The sequence below is a fragment of the Alcanivorax sp. UBA3183 genome (assembly GCF_002364155.1).
In the GTDB taxonomy this organism is placed as follows: domain Bacteria; phylum Pseudomonadota; class Gammaproteobacteria; order Pseudomonadales; family Alcanivoracaceae; genus Alcanivorax; species Alcanivorax jadensis.
On the sequence record NZ_DEXN01000033.1, the window covers coordinates 1 to 16,770 of the forward strand.

The 16,770-nt window shown below is 60.8% G+C and carries 17 protein-coding genes; 7 read left to right on the top strand and 10 right to left on the bottom strand.

What is annotated here, in order from left to right:
• Window positions 1–264: 264 nt before the first annotated feature.
• Window positions 265–720: a gamma-glutamylcyclotransferase family protein gene (locus B3Q33_RS10990; RefSeq protein WP_035249621.1), complete on the top strand. Its 456-nt coding sequence runs from the start codon at window positions 265–267 to the stop codon at window positions 718–720.
• A 160-nt stretch (window positions 721–880) separates the two neighbouring features.
• On the opposite strand, the gene B3Q33_RS10995 is transcribed toward B3Q33_RS10990, so the two are convergent.
• The gene (locus B3Q33_RS10995) at window positions 881–2,236 is read right to left on the bottom strand and encodes an MATE family efflux transporter (RefSeq protein WP_035249623.1); all 1,356 of its coding nucleotides are present in this window, start codon (window positions 2,234–2,236) and stop codon (window positions 881–883) included.
• Window positions 2,237–2,348: 112 nt separating this feature from the next.
• Between B3Q33_RS10995 and B3Q33_RS11000 the strand changes: the two genes are divergently transcribed.
• A complete protein-coding gene (locus B3Q33_RS11000) occupies window positions 2,349–2,843 on the top strand; it encodes an elongation factor P hydroxylase (RefSeq protein WP_232222125.1) in 495 nt (164 codons plus the stop codon).
• 207 nt (window positions 2,844–3,050) lie between these two features.
• Here B3Q33_RS11000 and B3Q33_RS11005 read toward each other — a convergent pair whose 3' ends face one another.
• The 9 genes from B3Q33_RS11005 to arsC all read right to left on the bottom strand — a co-directional run bounded on the left by B3Q33_RS11005 (window position 3,051) and on the right by arsC (window position 11,105).
• The gene (locus B3Q33_RS11005; RefSeq protein ID WP_272979824.1) at window positions 3,051–4,313 is read right to left on the bottom strand and encodes a DUF58 domain-containing protein; all 1,263 of its coding nucleotides are present in this window, start codon (window positions 4,311–4,313) and stop codon (window positions 3,051–3,053) included.
• Window positions 4,314–4,396: 83 nt separating this feature from the next.
• Complete coding sequence (locus B3Q33_RS11010) at window positions 4,397–5,368, bottom strand: AAA family ATPase (protein WP_273009431.1); 972 nt, start codon at window positions 5,366–5,368, stop codon at window positions 4,397–4,399.
• Window positions 5,365–6,672 carry a DUF4350 domain-containing protein gene (locus B3Q33_RS11015; RefSeq protein ID WP_273009430.1) on the bottom strand — a complete coding sequence of 436 codons (1,308 nt, stop codon included), beginning with the start codon at window positions 6,670–6,672 and terminating at the stop codon, window positions 5,365–5,367. Before B3Q33_RS11015 ends, B3Q33_RS11010 begins: the two co-directional genes overlap by 4 nt.
• Complete coding sequence (locus tag B3Q33_RS11020; RefSeq protein ID WP_273009428.1) at window positions 6,665–8,167, bottom strand: DUF4129 domain-containing protein; 1,503 nt, start codon at window positions 8,165–8,167, stop codon at window positions 6,665–6,667. The genes B3Q33_RS11015 and B3Q33_RS11020 overlap by 8 nt, the downstream gene beginning before the upstream one ends.
• On the bottom strand, window positions 8,148–9,140 hold the full coding sequence (locus B3Q33_RS11025) for a stage II sporulation protein M (protein WP_035249630.1): 993 nt from the start codon (window positions 9,138–9,140) through the stop codon (window positions 8,148–8,150). Before B3Q33_RS11025 ends, B3Q33_RS11020 begins: the two co-directional genes overlap by 20 nt.
• Complete coding sequence (locus B3Q33_RS11030) at window positions 9,137–9,817, bottom strand: RDD family protein (RefSeq protein ID WP_273009425.1); 681 nt, start codon at window positions 9,815–9,817, stop codon at window positions 9,137–9,139. The genes B3Q33_RS11025 and B3Q33_RS11030 overlap by 4 nt, the downstream gene beginning before the upstream one ends.
• Complete coding sequence (locus tag B3Q33_RS11035; RefSeq protein ID WP_273009423.1) at window positions 9,807–10,148, bottom strand: DUF2069 domain-containing protein; 342 nt, start codon at window positions 10,146–10,148, stop codon at window positions 9,807–9,809. Before B3Q33_RS11035 ends, B3Q33_RS11030 begins: the two co-directional genes overlap by 11 nt.
• A 2-nt stretch (window positions 10,149–10,150) precedes the next feature.
• Window positions 10,151–10,744 carry an NAD(P)H:quinone oxidoreductase gene (gene wrbA, locus B3Q33_RS11040; protein ID WP_273009421.1) on the bottom strand — a complete coding sequence of 198 codons (594 nt, stop codon included), beginning with the start codon at window positions 10,742–10,744 and terminating at the stop codon, window positions 10,151–10,153.
• Between the two features lie 7 nt (window positions 10,745–10,751).
• A complete protein-coding gene (gene arsC / locus B3Q33_RS11045; protein ID WP_035249633.1) occupies window positions 10,752–11,105 on the bottom strand; it encodes an arsenate reductase (glutaredoxin) in 354 nt (117 codons plus the stop codon).
• Between the two features lie 344 nt (window positions 11,106–11,449).
• On the opposite strand from arsC, the gene B3Q33_RS11050 reads away from it, so the two are divergent.
• The 5 genes from B3Q33_RS11050 (at window position 11,450) to B3Q33_RS11070 (ending at window position 16,669) form a co-directional block, all read left to right on the top strand.
• Window positions 11,450–12,745, top strand: a complete 1,296-nt coding sequence (locus tag B3Q33_RS11050; protein WP_273009419.1) for a YihY family inner membrane protein — start codon at window positions 11,450–11,452, stop codon at window positions 12,743–12,745.
• On the top strand, window positions 12,732–13,004 hold the full coding sequence (locus tag B3Q33_RS11055) for an acylphosphatase (protein ID WP_052043048.1): 273 nt from the start codon (window positions 12,732–12,734) through the stop codon (window positions 13,002–13,004). The genes B3Q33_RS11050 and B3Q33_RS11055 overlap by 14 nt, the downstream gene beginning before the upstream one ends.
• On the top strand, window positions 13,001–13,876 hold the full coding sequence (locus B3Q33_RS11060) for an alpha/beta fold hydrolase (RefSeq protein ID WP_035249637.1): 876 nt from the start codon (window positions 13,001–13,003) through the stop codon (window positions 13,874–13,876). The genes B3Q33_RS11055 and B3Q33_RS11060 overlap by 4 nt, the downstream gene beginning before the upstream one ends.
• A gap of 377 nt (window positions 13,877–14,253) precedes the next feature.
• Entirely contained in the window at window positions 14,254–15,756 is a 1,503-nt protein-coding gene (locus B3Q33_RS11065; protein WP_035249638.1) for a fumarate hydratase, read from the top strand.
• Between the two features lie 142 nt (window positions 15,757–15,898).
• Window positions 15,899–16,669 carry a hypothetical protein gene (locus B3Q33_RS11070; RefSeq protein ID WP_035249640.1) on the top strand — a complete coding sequence of 257 codons (771 nt, stop codon included), beginning with the start codon at window positions 15,899–15,901 and terminating at the stop codon, window positions 16,667–16,669.
• Window positions 16,670–16,770 lie beyond the last annotated feature (101 nt).

A 16,770-nucleotide genomic window follows, 5' to 3' on the forward strand; every position in this document is an offset into this window, starting at 1 on the left:
GCCAGCCTGAAAGACTGAGCATGCAAGGAGTTATTCAGAGTCTCCTGAATTCACGTTAGCCTGTACGGGGCGGCCATGCAAGCCGGTGCAGAAAGCAATTGATAGTTGATAATGGATAATTGATAGCTGCGCGGTTTTGGTACTTAGGTGGCTCGCTGCGAAGGTGCCCGCGCGTCGGGGTGGCGTAGCCTGTAGGCCTGAACGCGGTTGACTTGTGGTTCGGCTTTATCCCCTTTTAATGTTCATTTCATCCAGGAGGCGGGTGTGCAGTGTGAGTATTATTTTGCCTATGGCTCGAACATGAACCCGGGCCGAATGGCGGTGCGGGGCATGCAGTATCGGGAGTCCATGGCGGCGCGGCTGGAAGGGTGGACGCTGGCATTCAACAAGCGGGCCCATGGCAAGCAGGGCATTGCCTACGCCAACATTGTGCCGACCAATGATGCGGTGGAAGGGGTGTTGTACCGCTTGCGCGATCATCGGGAAATCGAGCGGATGGACCCCTATGAAGGGCACCCGGTCCGTTACCGGCGTGAATGCCTGCCGGTGCTGACAGGTGCGGGTGAAGTGCCAACCTGGGTTTATATTGCCAACGCAGACTGGCAGGCGGAAAACCTGAAACCGGAGCGCTGGTACCTTAACCATCTGTTAAGCGGACGCCCCTGGTTGACCGACAGTTATTACCGAAGGCTGTTGCAGGTGCCGGTATTTGAAACGTAGGCGGGCGGCTGCCGAGAAGATGCCGGACAGTATCGTAGGGTGGATTAGCCTAAGCGTAATCCACCTGCTGCCTGACTGGGCAAGGTGTCATCACGCCGAAACGATGGTGGATTACGCCTAGGCTAATCCACCCTACGGAGGACGCGGGACAGGGATGGTGTCAGGTGGTTGGTGACAAGGTTTGCCGCATCCGCCAGCGCAGTCGCCAGCCCAGCAGAATGGCCGCCACGGTCAGGCCGGCTACCAGCCCGATCCAGAACCCTGCCGGGCCCATGGGCTCGCCGAACCAGTGGGTCAGTCCCAGGCCGTAACCCAGTGGCAGGCCTACACCCCAGTAGGCGAACAGGGTCATGATCATAGGCCAGGCAGTGTCTTCGAAGCCGCGCAGGCAGCCGTTGGCGCAGACCTGCAGGGCGTCGGATACCTGGTATAACGCTGCGAACAGCAACAGATAGGTGGCCAGTTCGATCACGTCCCGGTTATTGGTATAGATATGGGGGATCCAGCTTCTTGCCAAGACCAGCGCCGCTGCTGCCGTCACCCCCACCACGGTGGTGATACACAGTGCCACCTGCACCGCATGGCGCAGTCCCGGCTCGTCGTGGCGCCCCCTGGCATGGCCCACCCGGACCGAGGCGGCCAGGGAAAAGCTGAGCGGCACCATGAAAATCAGCGAGGTAAAGTTCAGGGCGATCTGGTGGCTGGCCACGATCTGGGCTCCCAGGCTGCCGATCAGCAGGGCAATCACGGCAAAGATGCTGACCTCGAAAAAGATCGATAACCCTACTGGCAGCCCCAGACGCAGCATGTACCCCAGGCTGGCCATTTCAAAATGGCGCCGGCGCAGATTGAGCGGCGCGTGCTGGTACACCGGGTGGCGGTGGGTATAAAACAGCATCATCAGTGCCATAGACCACATCACCAGGGAGGTGGCCCAGCCGCAGCCGACTCCGCCCATGGCAGGGAAACCCAATTTGCCGTAAATCAGCACATAGTTACTGGGAATATTGATCAGTAGCCCGATCACGCTGAACAGCAACACCGGGCGGGTGTGGTTCATGGACTCGGTGTAGCTGCGCATGGCCAGCATCAGGGCGGCGCCGGGCATCCCCCAGCTGAGGGCATCCAGATAACCGCTGACCAGCGGGCGAATGGCCGGGTCCACGTCCATCCATACCAGTACCGGTGCGATGCTGCGCAGGATCAGGGCGCAGAGAATACCCAGACCCAGGCCCAGCCAGATGCCCTGCTGGGCGAGCGGGTTGATGCGATGGTAAGCTTCGCCGCCAAGATGGCGGGAAAGAATCGGCGTGGCGCTCATCAGCACGCCGGTCATGAACAGGAACAGTGGCACCCAGATACTGGCGCCCACCGCCACCGCCGCCAGATCATTGGCACTGACTCTCCCTGCCATCATGGTATCCACAAAGCCGTTGGCGGTCTGGGCCAACTGGCCGCCGAGAATGGGCAGGGCAAGTGTGAGCTGGGCGGCGAGCTCCTGACGACGGGATGACATAGGCGCGACGAATCTTATGGGTGATCTTGGCGGTAAGCCACAGGGCCAAACAAAGGCGGCTACCATACCGCAAAGCGCTGTCCGGGGGCACCGTAGCGAGGACCTGGACAGACTGTTTAGGGCCACTTTTTTTCATTCTCATACCACCGTTCTGGAAGGCGGCGCGGACGAGCCCGTGTATCGTCCGGGCAACCCCCATCGTATCTGTTACACCCGCGATTATTTCCGCAGCGCCCTGCACGAAATCGCCCACTGGTGTGTGGCCGGCCCGACCCGCCGACAGCAGGAAGATTATGGCTACTGGTATGCCCCGGACGGACGCAATGCCGAGCAGCAGGCGCAGTTCACCCGGGTAGAAGTCTACCCCCAGGCCTTGGAAGCCCTGTTCTGTGCAGCATGCGGCCATCCATTCCGGGTGTCACTGGATAACCTGAATGGGGAGGCGGGGGAAGAGGGCGCGTTTGCCTTGAAGGTCAGGGAAAAGGCTCAGGATCTGCTGAAAAGCGGGTTGCCGGATCGCCCGCAGCGCTGGTGCCAGGTGCTGATGGAGTATTACGGCCTGGCGGACAGGGAACTGGAAACGGCTTTGGAAGATACGTTCATATAGCCGGAGTGGCTGTAGGAGCCCCGCTTGAGGGGCGAACCGAGCGGAGTGAGGAAAACATTGTTATGACGGGCAGGCTCGGGCCTGTCGGGTCCTGATATCCCTGATCGCCCTACGTGCGATTTCCGCGCAAGCGCGGTTCGCGGCTCAAGCGCCGCTCCTACAGCTAGTTCAGAACGTGTGGTTGGTACGTTTCAATGTGTGTCAGTTCTACAAACGTCCGCTGCGTTTCAGCATAAGGTAAAGGTTATTGAGCTGCGCCGGCATCTGTTGTGGCGTGGTGGCCGTGACCAGCGCGCCGGCATGGCGCAGGCGGGTGTGCAGGTCATGGCGGGCCTGTTGTTCCTGGGCGTCGGCGCACACTTGCAGGGCCTGATCAAAATCGTTGCCCACCGGCTGGCGTGACAGTTGTTCCTGTTCCGGCAGCAGCATGTCGGCAATCAGTACCAGATGATGGCGACGCAGCAGGGACACGGCGCTCATCAGATCATCCAGATCTTCCTGCTGCAGGCGGGTAACCAGTACCACAAGGGCTCGTCGCCGGCTGCGGCGCACCAGTTGCCGGGCGGCCAGGCTGAAGTCGCTGGCATGCTGGCTGGGGTGTAGATCGTAGAGCCCGTTGAGCAGGTGGTTGATGCCCTGCTGGCCCTGCACCGGTGGCAGCCAGCGTGGCTGGTCGCCGGAAAACAGCATGGCGCCGGCCTTGTCCTTTTGCTTGAGCGCACTCCAGGCCAGTAGCAGGGCGGCGTTAAGCGCGTGGTCGAAGCCGGTCAGCGAGCCAACCGGCATCCCCAGACGCCGCCCGCCATCCAGCATCACCAGCACCTGCTGATTCTGCTCATCCTGATATTCCCGGCTGATCAGACTGCGGCGGCGGGCGGTGGCTTTCCAGTCGATCTGGCGCAGGCTGTCACCGGGGTGATATTCGCGTAACTGATGAAACTCCATGCCTTCGCCGCGGCGCGGTTGCAGCCGTGTGCCGGTGAGCAGGTGGGCATGATTGGCATCCAATCCGCTGTGGCTGAGACGGGAGAAATCCGGGTATACCGGCACGGTGCAGGCGGCGTCGCATACCTTGCGCACCTGCCACAGCATCAGGCGGCTGGGGAACCAGAACACCAGGTCGCCGAACTGTACCGGGCCGCGGCGGCTGGGCCGGTAGTGATAGGTCAGCTCGGTCAGCTCTGCTTTGGCCCGCGTCAGGGTGGCCGGCAGGCCGGTGTGGGGGTCGTCACCGGGGTGCTGGTCGGCCAACTCTACGGTTTCCGGCAGGCTTGCCGAGGTGATCCGCACCCTTACCGGGTGCGGTTGCTGAACCGACAGAGCTGTAGGTAACTCCCGCTGTGCCTGTGGGGCAGGCAAGCGGCGGGCGTGCCACTGATCCAGCAGGGCAATCACCAAAGTCAGGGCGCCCAGTGCCCACCAGACGACGACAAACCCGGCGGGCAGCCAGAATAGTGGAACGGCCAGCAAGGCCCACAGCGCAACGACGGCAAGCAGTCGCGGTGCGGGTTTTAGGCTTCCAGCGTCTGGCGTCCGGCGTCTCACGTTCCCTGTCATTGCTTCGGCGCTTCCACCTGTTCCAGCAGTCGACCCAGGGCGGTTTCCGGAGTCTGGCCTTCGATTTCCGCATCGGCGCTCAGCTGAATGCGGTGGCGCAGCACCGGCCGGGCCACCTGCTGTACATCGTCCGGGGTGACAAAATCGCGGCCCTCAAAGAGGGCCTGTACCCGGCTGGCCCGGGCCAGGGCGATGCTGGCACGGGGGCTGGCGCCGTGGCTCAGGCCGCTGAAATCCCGGGTGGCGCGTACGATGCGCAGGGCATAGTCGAGCACCTCGTCATCAATCAACACGCTGTCGCTGAGCGCCTTCATGGCTTTCAGGCCGGCGGCATCGGTGACCGGGCTCAGGCTTTCCACATCCAGGCTGGCGCGGATGGTACCGTCCAGCACCATGTTCACCAGACGGGTTTCGTCCGCGTGATCCGGGTAATCGATCAACACCTTGAACAGGAAACGGTCCAGTTCCGCTTCCGGCAGCGGGTAGGTGCCCTCCTGGTCCAGCGGGTTCTGGGTGGCCAGTATCATATAGGGCTCATTCAGCGTAAAGGCTTTGCCCTCAATGGTGATCTGCCGCTCCTGCATGACTTCCAGAAGCGCCGCCTGAGTCTTGGCCGGGGCCCGGTTAATTTCATCGGCCAGCAGCAGTTGCGTGAAGGCGGGACCACGGCGAATACGGAATTGCTCGCTTTTCTGGTCGTACATGGCGTGGCCGGTCACGTCCGTGGGCATCAGGTCCGGGGTGAACTGGATACGATTGAAGTCCAGTTCCAGCACCTTGCCCAGGCTGCGCACCAGCAAGGTCTTGCCGAGTCCGGGTACCCCCTCAATCAGCACATGGCCGCCGGAGACCAGGGCGATCAGCACTTCGCGAACCACCTGCTGCTGACCGATCAGCACTTGATTGAGATGATGTTCAATATCCTGGGCCAGCTGGGTGGCGTCGGCCAGGGTGGTGGGCTGTGTCATGTGTCACTCCTTAAAGCCTGTAGCAGGGCTACCTGCTGGGCGAGCTGGTCACGGTTTGCCGGGGGCTGTGTCAGCGCGTGATTCAGTTGCGCGACAGTCACTTTCAGGTGACTGGCGGCGCGTTCCAGGGCCTGCTGGCGCTGATGATGGTAACGGTTGAGTCGGGCCAGGGCCTGCTGCCGCAGGGCGGTGAGCAGCGTGTCCTGCTGTTCGGTGCGCCACTGGAAATAGCCACTGGCGTGCAGATGCTGCAGGTAATCCCGGTTGTGGTCTTCGGCCACCGGCTGAATCGGGCCGCGGCGGGGAATTCGTGACCATAACCACAGGCCAACCAGCAGCAGCAGGGCGGTTCCCAGTTCCGGGGCGCGCAGCCATAACCATTGCAGTAATGGTGGCATGGCCACGGAGTGCACGAACCACACCGGCTGGTTGCCAGTGAGCCAAGCCAGCAGCCAGGCATGGTCGAAATAAAGCAGGTTCTGGTTGTCCCACAGCCCCAGGTCGGTGAGCACGGTGACCTGGCCGTCGCCCAGGGATAGCTGGACCAGCTGGCTGCCGTAATCGTTGTCCGCATAGGCGGTCACTTCCACCGGCCACTCGGGGAGAAACTCTGCCGGGGTGTCTTCCTCGTTCCAGCTGTCGTGCCAGAGTACATGCTGGCTATGCAGCTGGATGCGACGGGAGGGCTGGTCATCGCCGGCATGCAGCAGCAGGGGCTCCGGTTGTGGCGGGGCCTCACAGGCCAGCGCCTCGCAGGTTTCGCGCAGTTCATCGTTGTCGGTGAGCAGGCAGTATTGCAGGGGATTGCCGGCGAACGCAGGCAGAGCGTCGAGCAATTGGAAAAACGGGTCCAGTTCCTCCTCGTCAGCCAGCGCCTCCCCTTTCCAGACGGTGATTCCCAAGCTGTAGAGCAGGGCATCGTTGTCCTGCCAGTCCGTTTCCGTGGCGGTATCTTCATCCCGGGATTTTGGCAGTGGTCGTGCCTCGACGATCAGTTCGCCGCCCGCTTCCACCCAGTGCAGCAACGCGCGTACCTGACTGTGGCTGAGCAGACCTCGCTGCTTGTCGATGATCAGGGTGATGTCTTCTTCCGGCAACGGGAAAAGGGCAGCGGCACTGAGCACTCGCTGACTGGGTTGCCCCCGTTGTGCCAGCCAGGCCTGGGCGGCGCTGTAGGGATTGCGTTGAATGGCGCTGTCAGGCGCAGTCCGCTGGATTACAGTGACTGGCTCGGTGAGCGCGTAGTAAGCGATGATCAGTGCCACCACCAGCAGGGCGCCCAGCCAGGGCAGTTTCCTATGCATCGGCAGCCTCCTCAGCACGAATCTCCTCCCAGTGAGTGAGCAGGCTGCGGACTGCATCGGCATCTACCGGACGATGGGCCCAGGCGGTGCTGATCCAGGCCTGGATCAGGCGCTGCAGGTAGAGAATCGGCAAGGGTTCACCATGGGCTGCCTTGAGGTTGCGCAGGCATTGCTGTTCGGTGCTGCCGGCGGCCAGTGCCACCGGGTAGCGGCGCAGCAAGCTGGTCAGGGCACTGCGCAGCATCAGCGACAGGGCCAGGCGAATGTCGTTGGCTGCCAGTGCGTTCTCCACCGCCTGGCGCAGGTTTTTCGGCAGGCTATGGCGGCGAATATCCATGCCGGCTACGTGAGTGGGGATCACCGGGCTGTGGTCCCGCCGCTGGCTTCCCAGGCCCAACTGATTCATCACCTTGGTGAGCAACCAGATAACCAGCCCGGCGAACAGGGCCCAGAACAGAATCCACAGCACCGCATCCGGGATGTCAAAGGGCTGGGAGGAGGATTCCGGTTGCTCATCATCGTCCAGGTTATCGAAGAAGTGCTTCCAGAACTCTTCCAGCCAGCTGTTGCTGTCTTCGTCCCGGTCTTTCCATTGTCGCTCAGTGCGCTCTTCGAAGGGCATATAGTCCGGGCTTGCCAGCAGCTCGATGACTTCCTGTTGCTCTTCATTGCGGGGCGCGGGTTGAGCCGTTGCCGGTTCCGGCAGGGGTAGCAGCATCAGGGCCAGCAGCATCAACACGGTGGCGCCGCTGCGGGTGGCCCGGTGGCGGCCAAGACGGGTCAGCCCCAGTTGCAGATCCCAGCCTTCCAGCCAGGTGCGCTTGTTCAGATAGAGGGCAAAGCCACAGGCCACGTAGAGCGGTTCGGTGACACACATGACCAGGTACAGTGTGGCACTGGCAATGGCCATCTGCAGGGCGCCCTGATCGTAGAACCAGTCGCTCCATTCCAGGCTGAACTGCCAGGGCACCAGGGTGTAAAGCAGTACCATCAGCCCCATGGCCATGAATTGCTCCAGGTGAAGCACCACGATGGTCATGATGCCGGCCCGGTTGGAGGGGTAGCTGTTCAGCGCCCGCAAGCGCTGGCTGAGTTGTTCCTCTTTGGCGCCTTCCAATTGCCAGACGCAGGTGTTGAAACTGCGTGCCGGACTGAAACGTCGCCAGGTGAGCTGGCTGGCGAGGCCGGGCAGGGCGTAGTGGCGCCAGCGCTGGAATAATTGCTTCAGGGTCAGGGTTTCCGCAAACAGGGCATGGCTGTACCAGGCCAGTAACGGACGCTCCCAGAGAGGCTTGAGCCACCAGAACAGGAACAGTGGCCACAGGGTTTCTGCCAGCAGCGACCAGCCCAGTAGTAAGCCGAAGGGCGCCAGCGTGAACGCCAGCCATACCCATAGCACCGGTGCGGCCCATTGCCGATACAGTTTTGTGCCCAGGTCCACCGCCTGCCAGGGGCTACGCGGTGCCAGGCGGGCGCTAGCCTTTTCCAGCTCCACGTTGACGTCCCCCGAAGAAAAGATAGAGATAAAGCAGTGCCCAGCAGGCGGCACCGACGCTGTATTTTAGGGTGGCGTCGAAGTCTCTGGGCGACCAGAAGGCTTCGATGAAAGCGGCCAGCAGCAGCAGGGCGAAGACCCCGTACATGGTTGGCAAGGCATCCCGTGCCGCCAGGCGCAGGGCATCCAGTCGCGACCATTGGCCCGGGGCGATAATCGACCAGCCCAGTCGCAGCCCGGCTCCCCCGGCCAGCACGATGGCGGTGAGTTCCGGGGCGCCGTGGGCGATCACGAAGGTAAAGAAGGCCTCATGGCCGCCGGTATTGATCAGGTGGCCGGCAATAGCGCCAAAGAAGCTGCCATTGAACAGCATGACAAAAATGGCACCCACGCCCAGCAGCAGGCCGCCGGCAAAGGTGCGAAAGGCAATGCCGATGTTGTTCTTGATGTAAAAACCGAACATCAGCACGTCATCTTCGCCCTCGCGCCCGGCATGGATGTCGCCGCCTGCAGAATCCGCCGGCTGGTACATGAGCTCCAGATCCGAAAGCATGGCTTCGTCCACCACGGTGTAGATCATCTCTGGCTGTTGCTGCACCAGAATCCAGGCTAGCGCGATGGACAGCACAAAGCTGAGTGCGCTGACCAGGTGCCACTTCCATTGCCGACGAACCGCCGCCGGAAACCCGCTGGCAAAAAAAACGCCGATGCGATCCGCCAGGGGCGGGTTGTAGCGGTACAGCTGACGGTGGGCACGTAGCACCAGATTGTTCAGGTATTGCTGTAGTTCCAGGCTGTAGGTGCGCTCCCGGGCCAATGCCAGTTGGTGGCAGAGCTGGCGGTAATCCGCCACGAAGCGGTCCAGGGGCAGGCGCTTCTTGCGCGACACCCGCAGCGCCTCCAGTTGATCCAGTTGCTGCTCCAGAGAGTCCCATAGCGGGCGGTACTGTTGTTCGAAGCGGGCCTGTTTCATTGGGCCCCCTCAATCAGGTAACGGGTCACTGATCGCAGACGCTGCAGTGCCTGGGGCGGGCTCAGTTCCGGGAATGCCAGCTGTGCCAACTCCTGCTGGCGGGCTTCGGAAAACTGGTCCTGGCGTTCGTGGAAAGCCAGCAGGGCCAGTTGGTCCTGGGAGCTGAGCGGCCAGTCCGGTGGATTGGTCGGGCCGTTATGTTGCTTGCGGCTGGTCTCGGTTTTTTCGATATGCACCACCAGGGTATTGGCCGCCATATCTCCCAGGCGCTGATAGCGGGGGCTGATCAGGGTAGTGATGAAACCGAGCAGGTAAAACAGCGGAAAGGCATCGGCGGTGCGCAGCAGATTACGGATCAGGCTGCCGTTGAAACTGAGCGGGCTGCCGTTGGCGTGGACCACAGCAATGCCCATGGCTTTCTTGCCTGGCGTCTGGCCATGTCGCAATGCTTCAAAGAGCGTGGGGTAAAACCATTCCAGGGCAAAGCCGATGATCAGCAGCAAACCGATGCCCATTTTGCCGAGCAGGCTGAGCACAATGGCCAGTACCGCGAAAATAATTAAACGAAGGATGAGGTCGATGCCATAGGCCATGGCCCGTGTCACCGGGCCGGCCAGGGACAGGCTGAGCATGGCCCCTTCCGGTGTTTCGACCTCGAACCGTTCGTCAATCAGCATGTTGCCCCTGGCGAATCTGCAGCGCAGAGAAAACAAACAGCATTACCGTCAATGACGTCTTGGCAATGGCCAGGGTGCGGACTGGCGGCGGATCCAGTAGCTGGATGGCATAACCGCAGAAATAGAACAGCAGAATAAAGCACAACCAGGTGGCCTGGCGCTTGTTACCACTGATCACGGCCGGCAGCATCAGCACTAGAGGGGCATAGAGAATCACCGCAAAGATAATGCTGGAGACAATGTGCACATCCGGCGGGGCCAGGCTGAACAGCCCGGAGATGCCAATAAACAATAATAGTGCGTAGCTGATACGCAGAAGCAGGAGATTCATGTTCAGGCCTTGAGTTGGCGGGCGAGGGTAGCCAGGCGTTTGCCCAGGGCCCTTGCCAGAGAGATTTCATGGTCGTTCAGCGACGGGTCTGAATCGGTGCCGGCAACGTGGGTAGGACCATAGGGAGTGCCGCCACTGCGAGTATCCAGCAGTGCTTGTTCGGAATAGGGCACACCGGTAATCACCATGCCGTGATGCAGCAGTGGGGTCATCATGGATAGCAGGGTGCTTTCCTGGCCGCCGTGCAGGCTGCTGGTGGAACAGAACACGCCGGCGGGTTTGCCGATCAGAGTGCCTTTCATCCACAGATCGCTGGTCTGGTCGACAAAGTATTTCAACGGCGCCGCCATATTGCCGAAGCGAGTGGGCGAACCCAGCGCCAGGCCGCTGCAACCGGCCAGGTCTTCCAGGGTGGCATAGGGCGCGCCCTGTTCCGGTACCGCGGGTTCCGTGGCTTCACACTTGGCAGAGATTGCCGGTACCGTGCGCAGGCGGGCTTCCATGCCAGAGCCTTCAATGCCGCGAGCGACCTGTTGCGCCAGATTGGCCACACTGCCGTTGCGGCTGTAGTAAAGCACCAGTACATAATCCGTCATGATGGTGTCAGTCCAGCAGGTTAAGGGCGTTTTCCGGCGGGCGTCCCAGCACCGCCTTGTCGCCCCGTACCACGATGGGGCGCTCAATCAGTTTCGGATACTGCACCATGGCGGCAATGACTGCATCCTCGCTGCTATCCGCCGACAAGCCTGCCGTTTTATAGTCGGCTTCCTTGTTTCGCACCAGATCATGGGCGTTGGCAAGGTCGAGTTTCTTGATGAGGGTTTTCAGCGTGGCGGCATCCGGGGTGTCGTCCAGGTACTTTACGATAGTGGGCTGGATGCCGTTTTCTTCCAGCAAAGCCAGCGTCTGGCGGGATTTTGAACAGCGCGGGTTATGGAAGATGGTGTAGTCCGTCATGAGTTTTGCATATTCTGTGGATGAGGGTGCCATTAGGGGCCTGTTTAGAGTTTATACGCAGCCGCGCCGGAGTTCATTTTGTCGCGAGCTCGTGATTGCAGTCGTGCAGTGTAGTCATTCTACATAAATGTGCGCAATCGCGGGTTGGCGGTAAAAGGGGGCCGGCCCTTCGGGTTACCCCTGAAAAGGCCGCCATGCTGTGTTGTGAACCTTGAACTTGACCCGTCAGGCCCTGCGGTTCACGCCTTGCCTGACGACCTTTTCAGGGGCAACGCGGCTGCGTATAAACTCTAAACAGGCTCCAAGGCGCTTGAACTCGCTAGCAAGGAGAGGATGCCGATAGCATGGAAACTGATGAAAACGTCATTCCGGTTCGTGCCAGGCTGGATTCCATTCGTGCCTTCTTCGCGCTGCTGGTGCGTCATTTCAAGGAGGATGGCTGTCGCGAAAGCGCCGCCGCACTGACTTACACCACGCTCTTTGCCATCGTGCCGGTGATGACCGTGAGTTTTTCGGTACTGGCCTCGGTGCCCGCGCTGAAAGGCAAGGGCGTTCAACTTCAGCAATGGGCGTTTGAATACTTCGTGCCGTCGGCGGGCAATATGCTGCTGGAGCACCTGCAGTCATTTGCCCGGCAGGCCACCAATCTGACCGGCCCCGGGGTGATTATTCTGATCATCACCTCGGTGCTGATGCTGCGCACCATCGAGCAGACCGTGAACCGTATCTGGAAAGTACGTAGCGCCCGCAAGGGACTCACCAGTCTGATGATGTACTGGGCGGTGCTGTCGTTGGGGCCGATCTGTCTGGGCGCCGGGCTGGCGATCTCTTCCTACCTGACCTCCCAGGCCATATTCAGTGATACCGTGCATTATCTCGGCGGGGTCAGGCTGTGGTTGTCTCTGCTGCCTTTTCTCTTTACCACGGCCATGCTAACCCTGATGTACACCGTGGTGCCCAATACCAATGTGCCACTGCGTCAGGGCATACTGGGAGCTGCCAGTGCGGCGTTGCTGTTTGAGCTGGCAAAAGGCGGCTTTACCTTCTTTATTCGCCAGGCTCCCAGCTATGAAGTGGTGTACGGTGCGTTTGCGGCGGTACCGCTGTTTCTGCTGTGGGTTTATATTTCCTGGATTATTGTGCTTGGTGGCGCAGAGCTGGTGCGGGCCTTGGTGGTATTTCAGGAGCATCGACGCCAGGTACCGAGAATGCATGCGTTGATACGTTTACTGCACGCGTTCTGGCTGCGTCAGCAACATGGCAAGGTGCTGCGCAGCAAGGAAGTACGTCAGGTGATGCGCGACTGCGGCGTGAGTCAGTGGGATGAATTCCGCAATCTGTTGATGGACGCCAAGCTGATACGGCGTACCGAGGAGGGCGGTTACATATTATCCCGGGATCTGCGCAACCTGACCCTGGGGCAACTGGTGGCCATGCTGCCCTGGCCTGCCCATGCCCAGCTGCGGGTGCGGCTGGGGAATGATGAATCCGCCTGGGAGCGGACCTTGAAGCAAAAAATGGATCAGGCCCGGGACGGTATGATGGCGCCGCTGGATATGCCGCTGGATACACTCTTTCAACGCCGCGACAGTCGTGGCGACGAAGAGAAGAATCGGGAGAGCAATGATGGCGATCACTAAACATGTACTGGTGAGCGGTAGGGTTCAGGGGGTAGGCTACCGCGCCTGGACCCAACACGAAGCCAGCCTGCGAGATCTTGCCGGCTGGGTGCGTAATTGTGATGACGGCCGTGTGGAAGCCATCTTGCACGGCCAGCCGGATGCGGTGTCGGCCATGCTGGACGCCATGCGCCAGGGGCCGGCCATGTCCCAGGTGGATGACATCATTACCCGGGAAAGTGAGGCGCCGCAGATCCGGCATTTTGAGGTAACTCGATGAAACAGGTTGAACTGGTAAACGGTGACTTGCGCTTTCCGGCCCTGATGGCCGGTAGCGGCGAGCCCGTGATATTGCTCCACGGTTTTCCGGACACTTACGAAAACTGGGCGGTGCAGATCAATGCCCTGGCGGCGGCCGGGTATACGGCGATCGCTCCGGCTCTGCGCGGTTATGCCCCGAGCTGTCAGTCCGGGAGTGGTGATTATTCTGTTTATGCGGCGGTGGATGACCTGATGGTCTTTGCCGCTCAGCTGGGTGGCCGTGTCCATTTGATCGGCCATGACTGGGGCGCAGCGGTGGGCTATCTGGCCTGTGCCCAGTCTCCGGAAACCTTCTGTTCTTTCAGTGCCCTGTCGATCCCGCCCTTGAGGCGTATCCCCCAGGCGCTGCTCAAGGTGCCGGAACAAGTCCTGCTGAGCGGGTACATGCAATTTTTCCAGTTGCCGGTAGCACCGGAAGCCTGGCTCAAGCGTGGTGATCTCAGCGGGGTGGACACCCTGTGGCGGCGCTGGTCGCCGGATTGGGACCCCGGCCTCTATCTGGACAATGCCAAGCACACCTTGGCCGAACCGGGAGTTATCAAGGCAGCGCTGGGCTGGTACCGGGCCATGTTCAAGCTGTGGAAGAAGGATCAGCGCAAAGCCTTGAGCTGGCTGGGTCAGGATATTGCCACGCCCACTCAGATACTGATTGGCGAGAATGATGGCTGTATGAGCCCCAAACTGCTTGAGCATACCCTGGTGGAGAGTGATTTCAGCGGGGGAGTGGAGCTGCAGCGGATCGCCAATGCCGGGCACTTCCTGCACCTGGAGCAACCGGAGGTGATCAATGATCACCTGCTGCGGTTACTCAACAATACCCGCTGCGATTGAATGAGCTACGAGCTACGCTCGTTGGATGGGGAAAAGGCTAAACTTCGGTGCTCTCTACGAAGCCGCTGTAGGAGCTATGCTTGCCCCCCAAGGGGGATCTGCGACATGCGAACCGCGCTTGTGCGGAAATCGACCGTAGGGCGATTAGGAATCCCAGCGCTCGACAGGTTCCAGAAAGAACGGCGGACGACCTGGATCTCTGCCGCCTCGCTGCGCTCGGTTCGCCATACAAGCATAGCTCCTAGAGAAAGGCCTCAATTCTCGACACTCCTGCAAAGAGGGCTGGCTGGCAAGCACTTGCCCGCTTTCGGTTTTCACCCCCTTCACACTCTGCGCTATACTACGCGCCCCCAATTTGTCCCAGCAGGAGTAATCCCATGACGGTGATTCGCCAGGATGACCTGATTCAGAGCGTGGCCGATGCCTTGCAGTATATCTCTTACTACCACCCGGTGGATTTCATCCGCGCGGTGAAAGAAGCCTACGAGAAGGAAGAGAGCAAGGCTGCCAAGGACGCCATGGCGCAGATCCTGGTCAACTCCCGCATGGCCGCCATGGGCCGTCGCCCGATCTGCCAGGACACCGGTATCGTGACCGTGTTTGCCAAGGTGGGCATGAATGTCACCGTTGAAGGCGACATGAGCCTGGACGACATGATCAACGAAGGCGTGCGTCGGGCCTACAACCACCCGGAGAATGTGTTGCGCGCCTCGGTGCTGGCGGACCCGGACGGCAAACGTGCCAACACCAAGGACAATACTCCTGCGGTGATCAACTACTCCATCGTGCCCGGTGACACCCTGGAAATCGATGTGGCCGCCAAAGGCGGTGGTTCAGAAGCGAAATCCAAGTTCGCCATGCTCAACCCGTCCGACTCCGTGGTGGACTGGGTGCTGGAACAGATTCCCAAGATGGGTGCTGGCTGGTGCCCGCCAGGCATGCTTGGCATCGGCATCGGCGGCACCGCCGAGAAGGCCATGCTGATCGCCAAGGAATCCCTGATGGACCCGATCGACATCCATGAGCTGCAGGCCCGTGGTGCCCAGACCCGCTCTGAGGAGTTGCGTCTGGAGTTGTTCGAAAAAGTGAATGCCCTCGGTGTTGGCGCCCAGGGCCTGGGCGGCTTGACCACCGTGCTGGACGTAAAAGTGGTGGATTACCCCACCCACGCGGCCAACAAGCCGGTGGCGCTGATCCCCAACTGCGCGGCTACCCGCCATGCGCATTTCATCCTTGATGGCAGCGGCCCGGCTGATCTGAAGGCACCGGACCTGGAAGAGTGGCCGGACATTGCCTGGGGCAACGACGAAGGCGCCAAGCGCGTCAATCTGGACACGGTCACCCCGGAAGAGGTGCAGACCTGGCAGCCCGGCGACACCCTGCTGCTCTCTGGCAAGCTGCTCACCGGCCGCGATGCCGCCCACAAGCGCATGGTAGAAATGCTGGCTAACGGCGAAAAACTGCCCGTGGACTTCACCAACCGCTTTATCTACTACGTGGGTCCGGTGGACCCGGTGGGTGACGAAGTCGTCGGCCCCGCCGGTCCGACCACGGCCACCCGTATGGACAAGTTCACCCGTACCATGCTGGAAGAAACCGGTCTGATCGGCATGGTCGGCAAGGCCGAGCGTGGCGATACCGCCATCGAAGCCATCAAGGACAACAAGGCGGTGTACCTGATGGCCGTGGGTGGCGCTGCCTATCTGGTGTCCAAGGCGATCCGTAAATCCCGCGTGGCTGCCTTTGAAGATCTGGGCATGGAAGCCATCTACGAATTCGAAGTGGAAGATATGCCGGTTACCGTGGCAGTGGACTCCACGGGTGAATCCGTTCACAAGACCGGCCCGGTGATCTGGAAAGAAAAGATCGCTGCACGTTAAGCTCCTGCAAGTCTCGGAGGGGGTAGCCTGGCTACCCCCTTTCTTTCCGTCCCGATCTCACAGGCGACGTTCTGTTGTGCGTATTGTTCCGGCTTTTCTCACTGGGTGTCTGGTAGCTGCTGTCAGCGGTTGCAGCACTGTTGTGCCGACCACTGCCGACTGGCTGGGCTGGACCCGTGCGCCGGCCCAGGTGGATGGCCTGGACTACCATGAGATCGACGCACTGGGCGCCCGGGTAGGGGGCTGTCAGTCTCTCTATGAGCATCACCGTGAGGCGCGTTACCTGAAAGAGCAGCAGGCGGTGGTATGGCTGGATGATTGTGTGGAGCAAATCGCCGGAGCCCGCAAGGCCCGCCACTATGCGCAACAGGTGGATCTGGAGGTGGAAAGTGCCTGGCAGGCAGTGCTGGCCCACAAGGAAGCGCAGCGTCGACAGGCACAGCGGCGGCGGGAGATTCGTGAGGGCATGCGCCAGGCCCAGCAAATGGCGGAAACCTTGCGCAATGCCGAAGAGGAACAGGAAAAGGCTCAGAGCCAGCGGCTGGAGAGGCTGGACGGCGCCAATATCCACAGCCTGATGCTGGAAGTACCCAACCTGCCACTGGCGTTTACCGTGGGCTCCGCCTCGGACATGACTTTGAAACGGTTTCTGGCCTGTCTGGAAGTGCTGTATCCCAATGAGGGGTACCAGATCCGGCGTGATGGCGACAAGCTGACGGTGAAGGCGGAACGAGCCACCATGATGCGCGGTGATGTGCTGCTGGAAAGTCGCTATACGAGAATCTGGGACAACTGGACCTTGCAGTACCTGTCGGTGGGTGAGATCCGGGCGGAAAATGCCCAGGATCGCTACGTGCTTGCCCAGAATCTGCTGGGTTCCCAGTGTCAGCCTGACCGCCAAGCGGGTAATTAAGCCGCTTGCTCACCGTTTCTTAACGGCCCACCCCAAGCTCTAAATCCCTGAACACGTGATTATCATTCTGTACCGTAGGTGGATTAGCCGTAGGCGTAATC

Excerpts from the sequence above, each read along its gene's own strand:
- B3Q33_RS10995 (WP_035249623.1), bottom strand. The coding sequence starts at position 2,236 with ATGTCATCCCGTCGTCAGGAGCTCGCCGCCCAGCTCACACTTGCCCTG.
- B3Q33_RS11010 (WP_273009431.1), bottom strand. The coding sequence starts at position 5,368 with ATGACACAGCCCACCACCCTGGCCGACGCCACCCAGCTGGCCCAGGAT.
- B3Q33_RS11015 (WP_273009430.1), bottom strand. The coding sequence starts at position 6,672 with ATGCATAGGAAACTGCCCTGGCTGGGCGCCCTGCTGGTGGTGGCACTG.
- B3Q33_RS11025 (WP_035249630.1), bottom strand. The coding sequence starts at position 9,140 with ATGAAACAGGCCCGCTTCGAACAACAGTACCGCCCGCTATGGGACTCT.
- B3Q33_RS11030 (WP_273009425.1), bottom strand. The coding sequence starts at position 9,817 with ATGCTGATTGACGAACGGTTCGAGGTCGAAACACCGGAAGGGGCCATG.
- B3Q33_RS11035 (WP_273009423.1), bottom strand. The coding sequence starts at position 10,148 with ATGAATCTCCTGCTTCTGCGTATCAGCTACGCACTATTATTGTTTATT.
- wrbA (WP_273009421.1), bottom strand. The coding sequence starts at position 10,744 with ATGACGGATTATGTACTGGTGCTTTACTACAGCCGCAACGGCAGTGTG.
- arsC (WP_035249633.1), bottom strand. The coding sequence starts at position 11,105 with ATGACGGACTACACCATCTTCCATAACCCGCGCTGTTCAAAATCCCGC.
- B3Q33_RS11050 (WP_273009419.1), top strand. The coding sequence starts at position 11,450 with ATGGAAACTGATGAAAACGTCATTCCGGTTCGTGCCAGGCTGGATTCC.
- B3Q33_RS11055 (WP_052043048.1), top strand. The coding sequence starts at position 12,732 with ATGGCGATCACTAAACATGTACTGGTGAGCGGTAGGGTTCAGGGGGTA.
- B3Q33_RS11060 (WP_035249637.1), top strand. The coding sequence starts at position 13,001 with ATGAAACAGGTTGAACTGGTAAACGGTGACTTGCGCTTTCCGGCCCTG.
- B3Q33_RS11065 (WP_035249638.1), top strand. The coding sequence starts at position 14,254 with ATGACGGTGATTCGCCAGGATGACCTGATTCAGAGCGTGGCCGATGCC.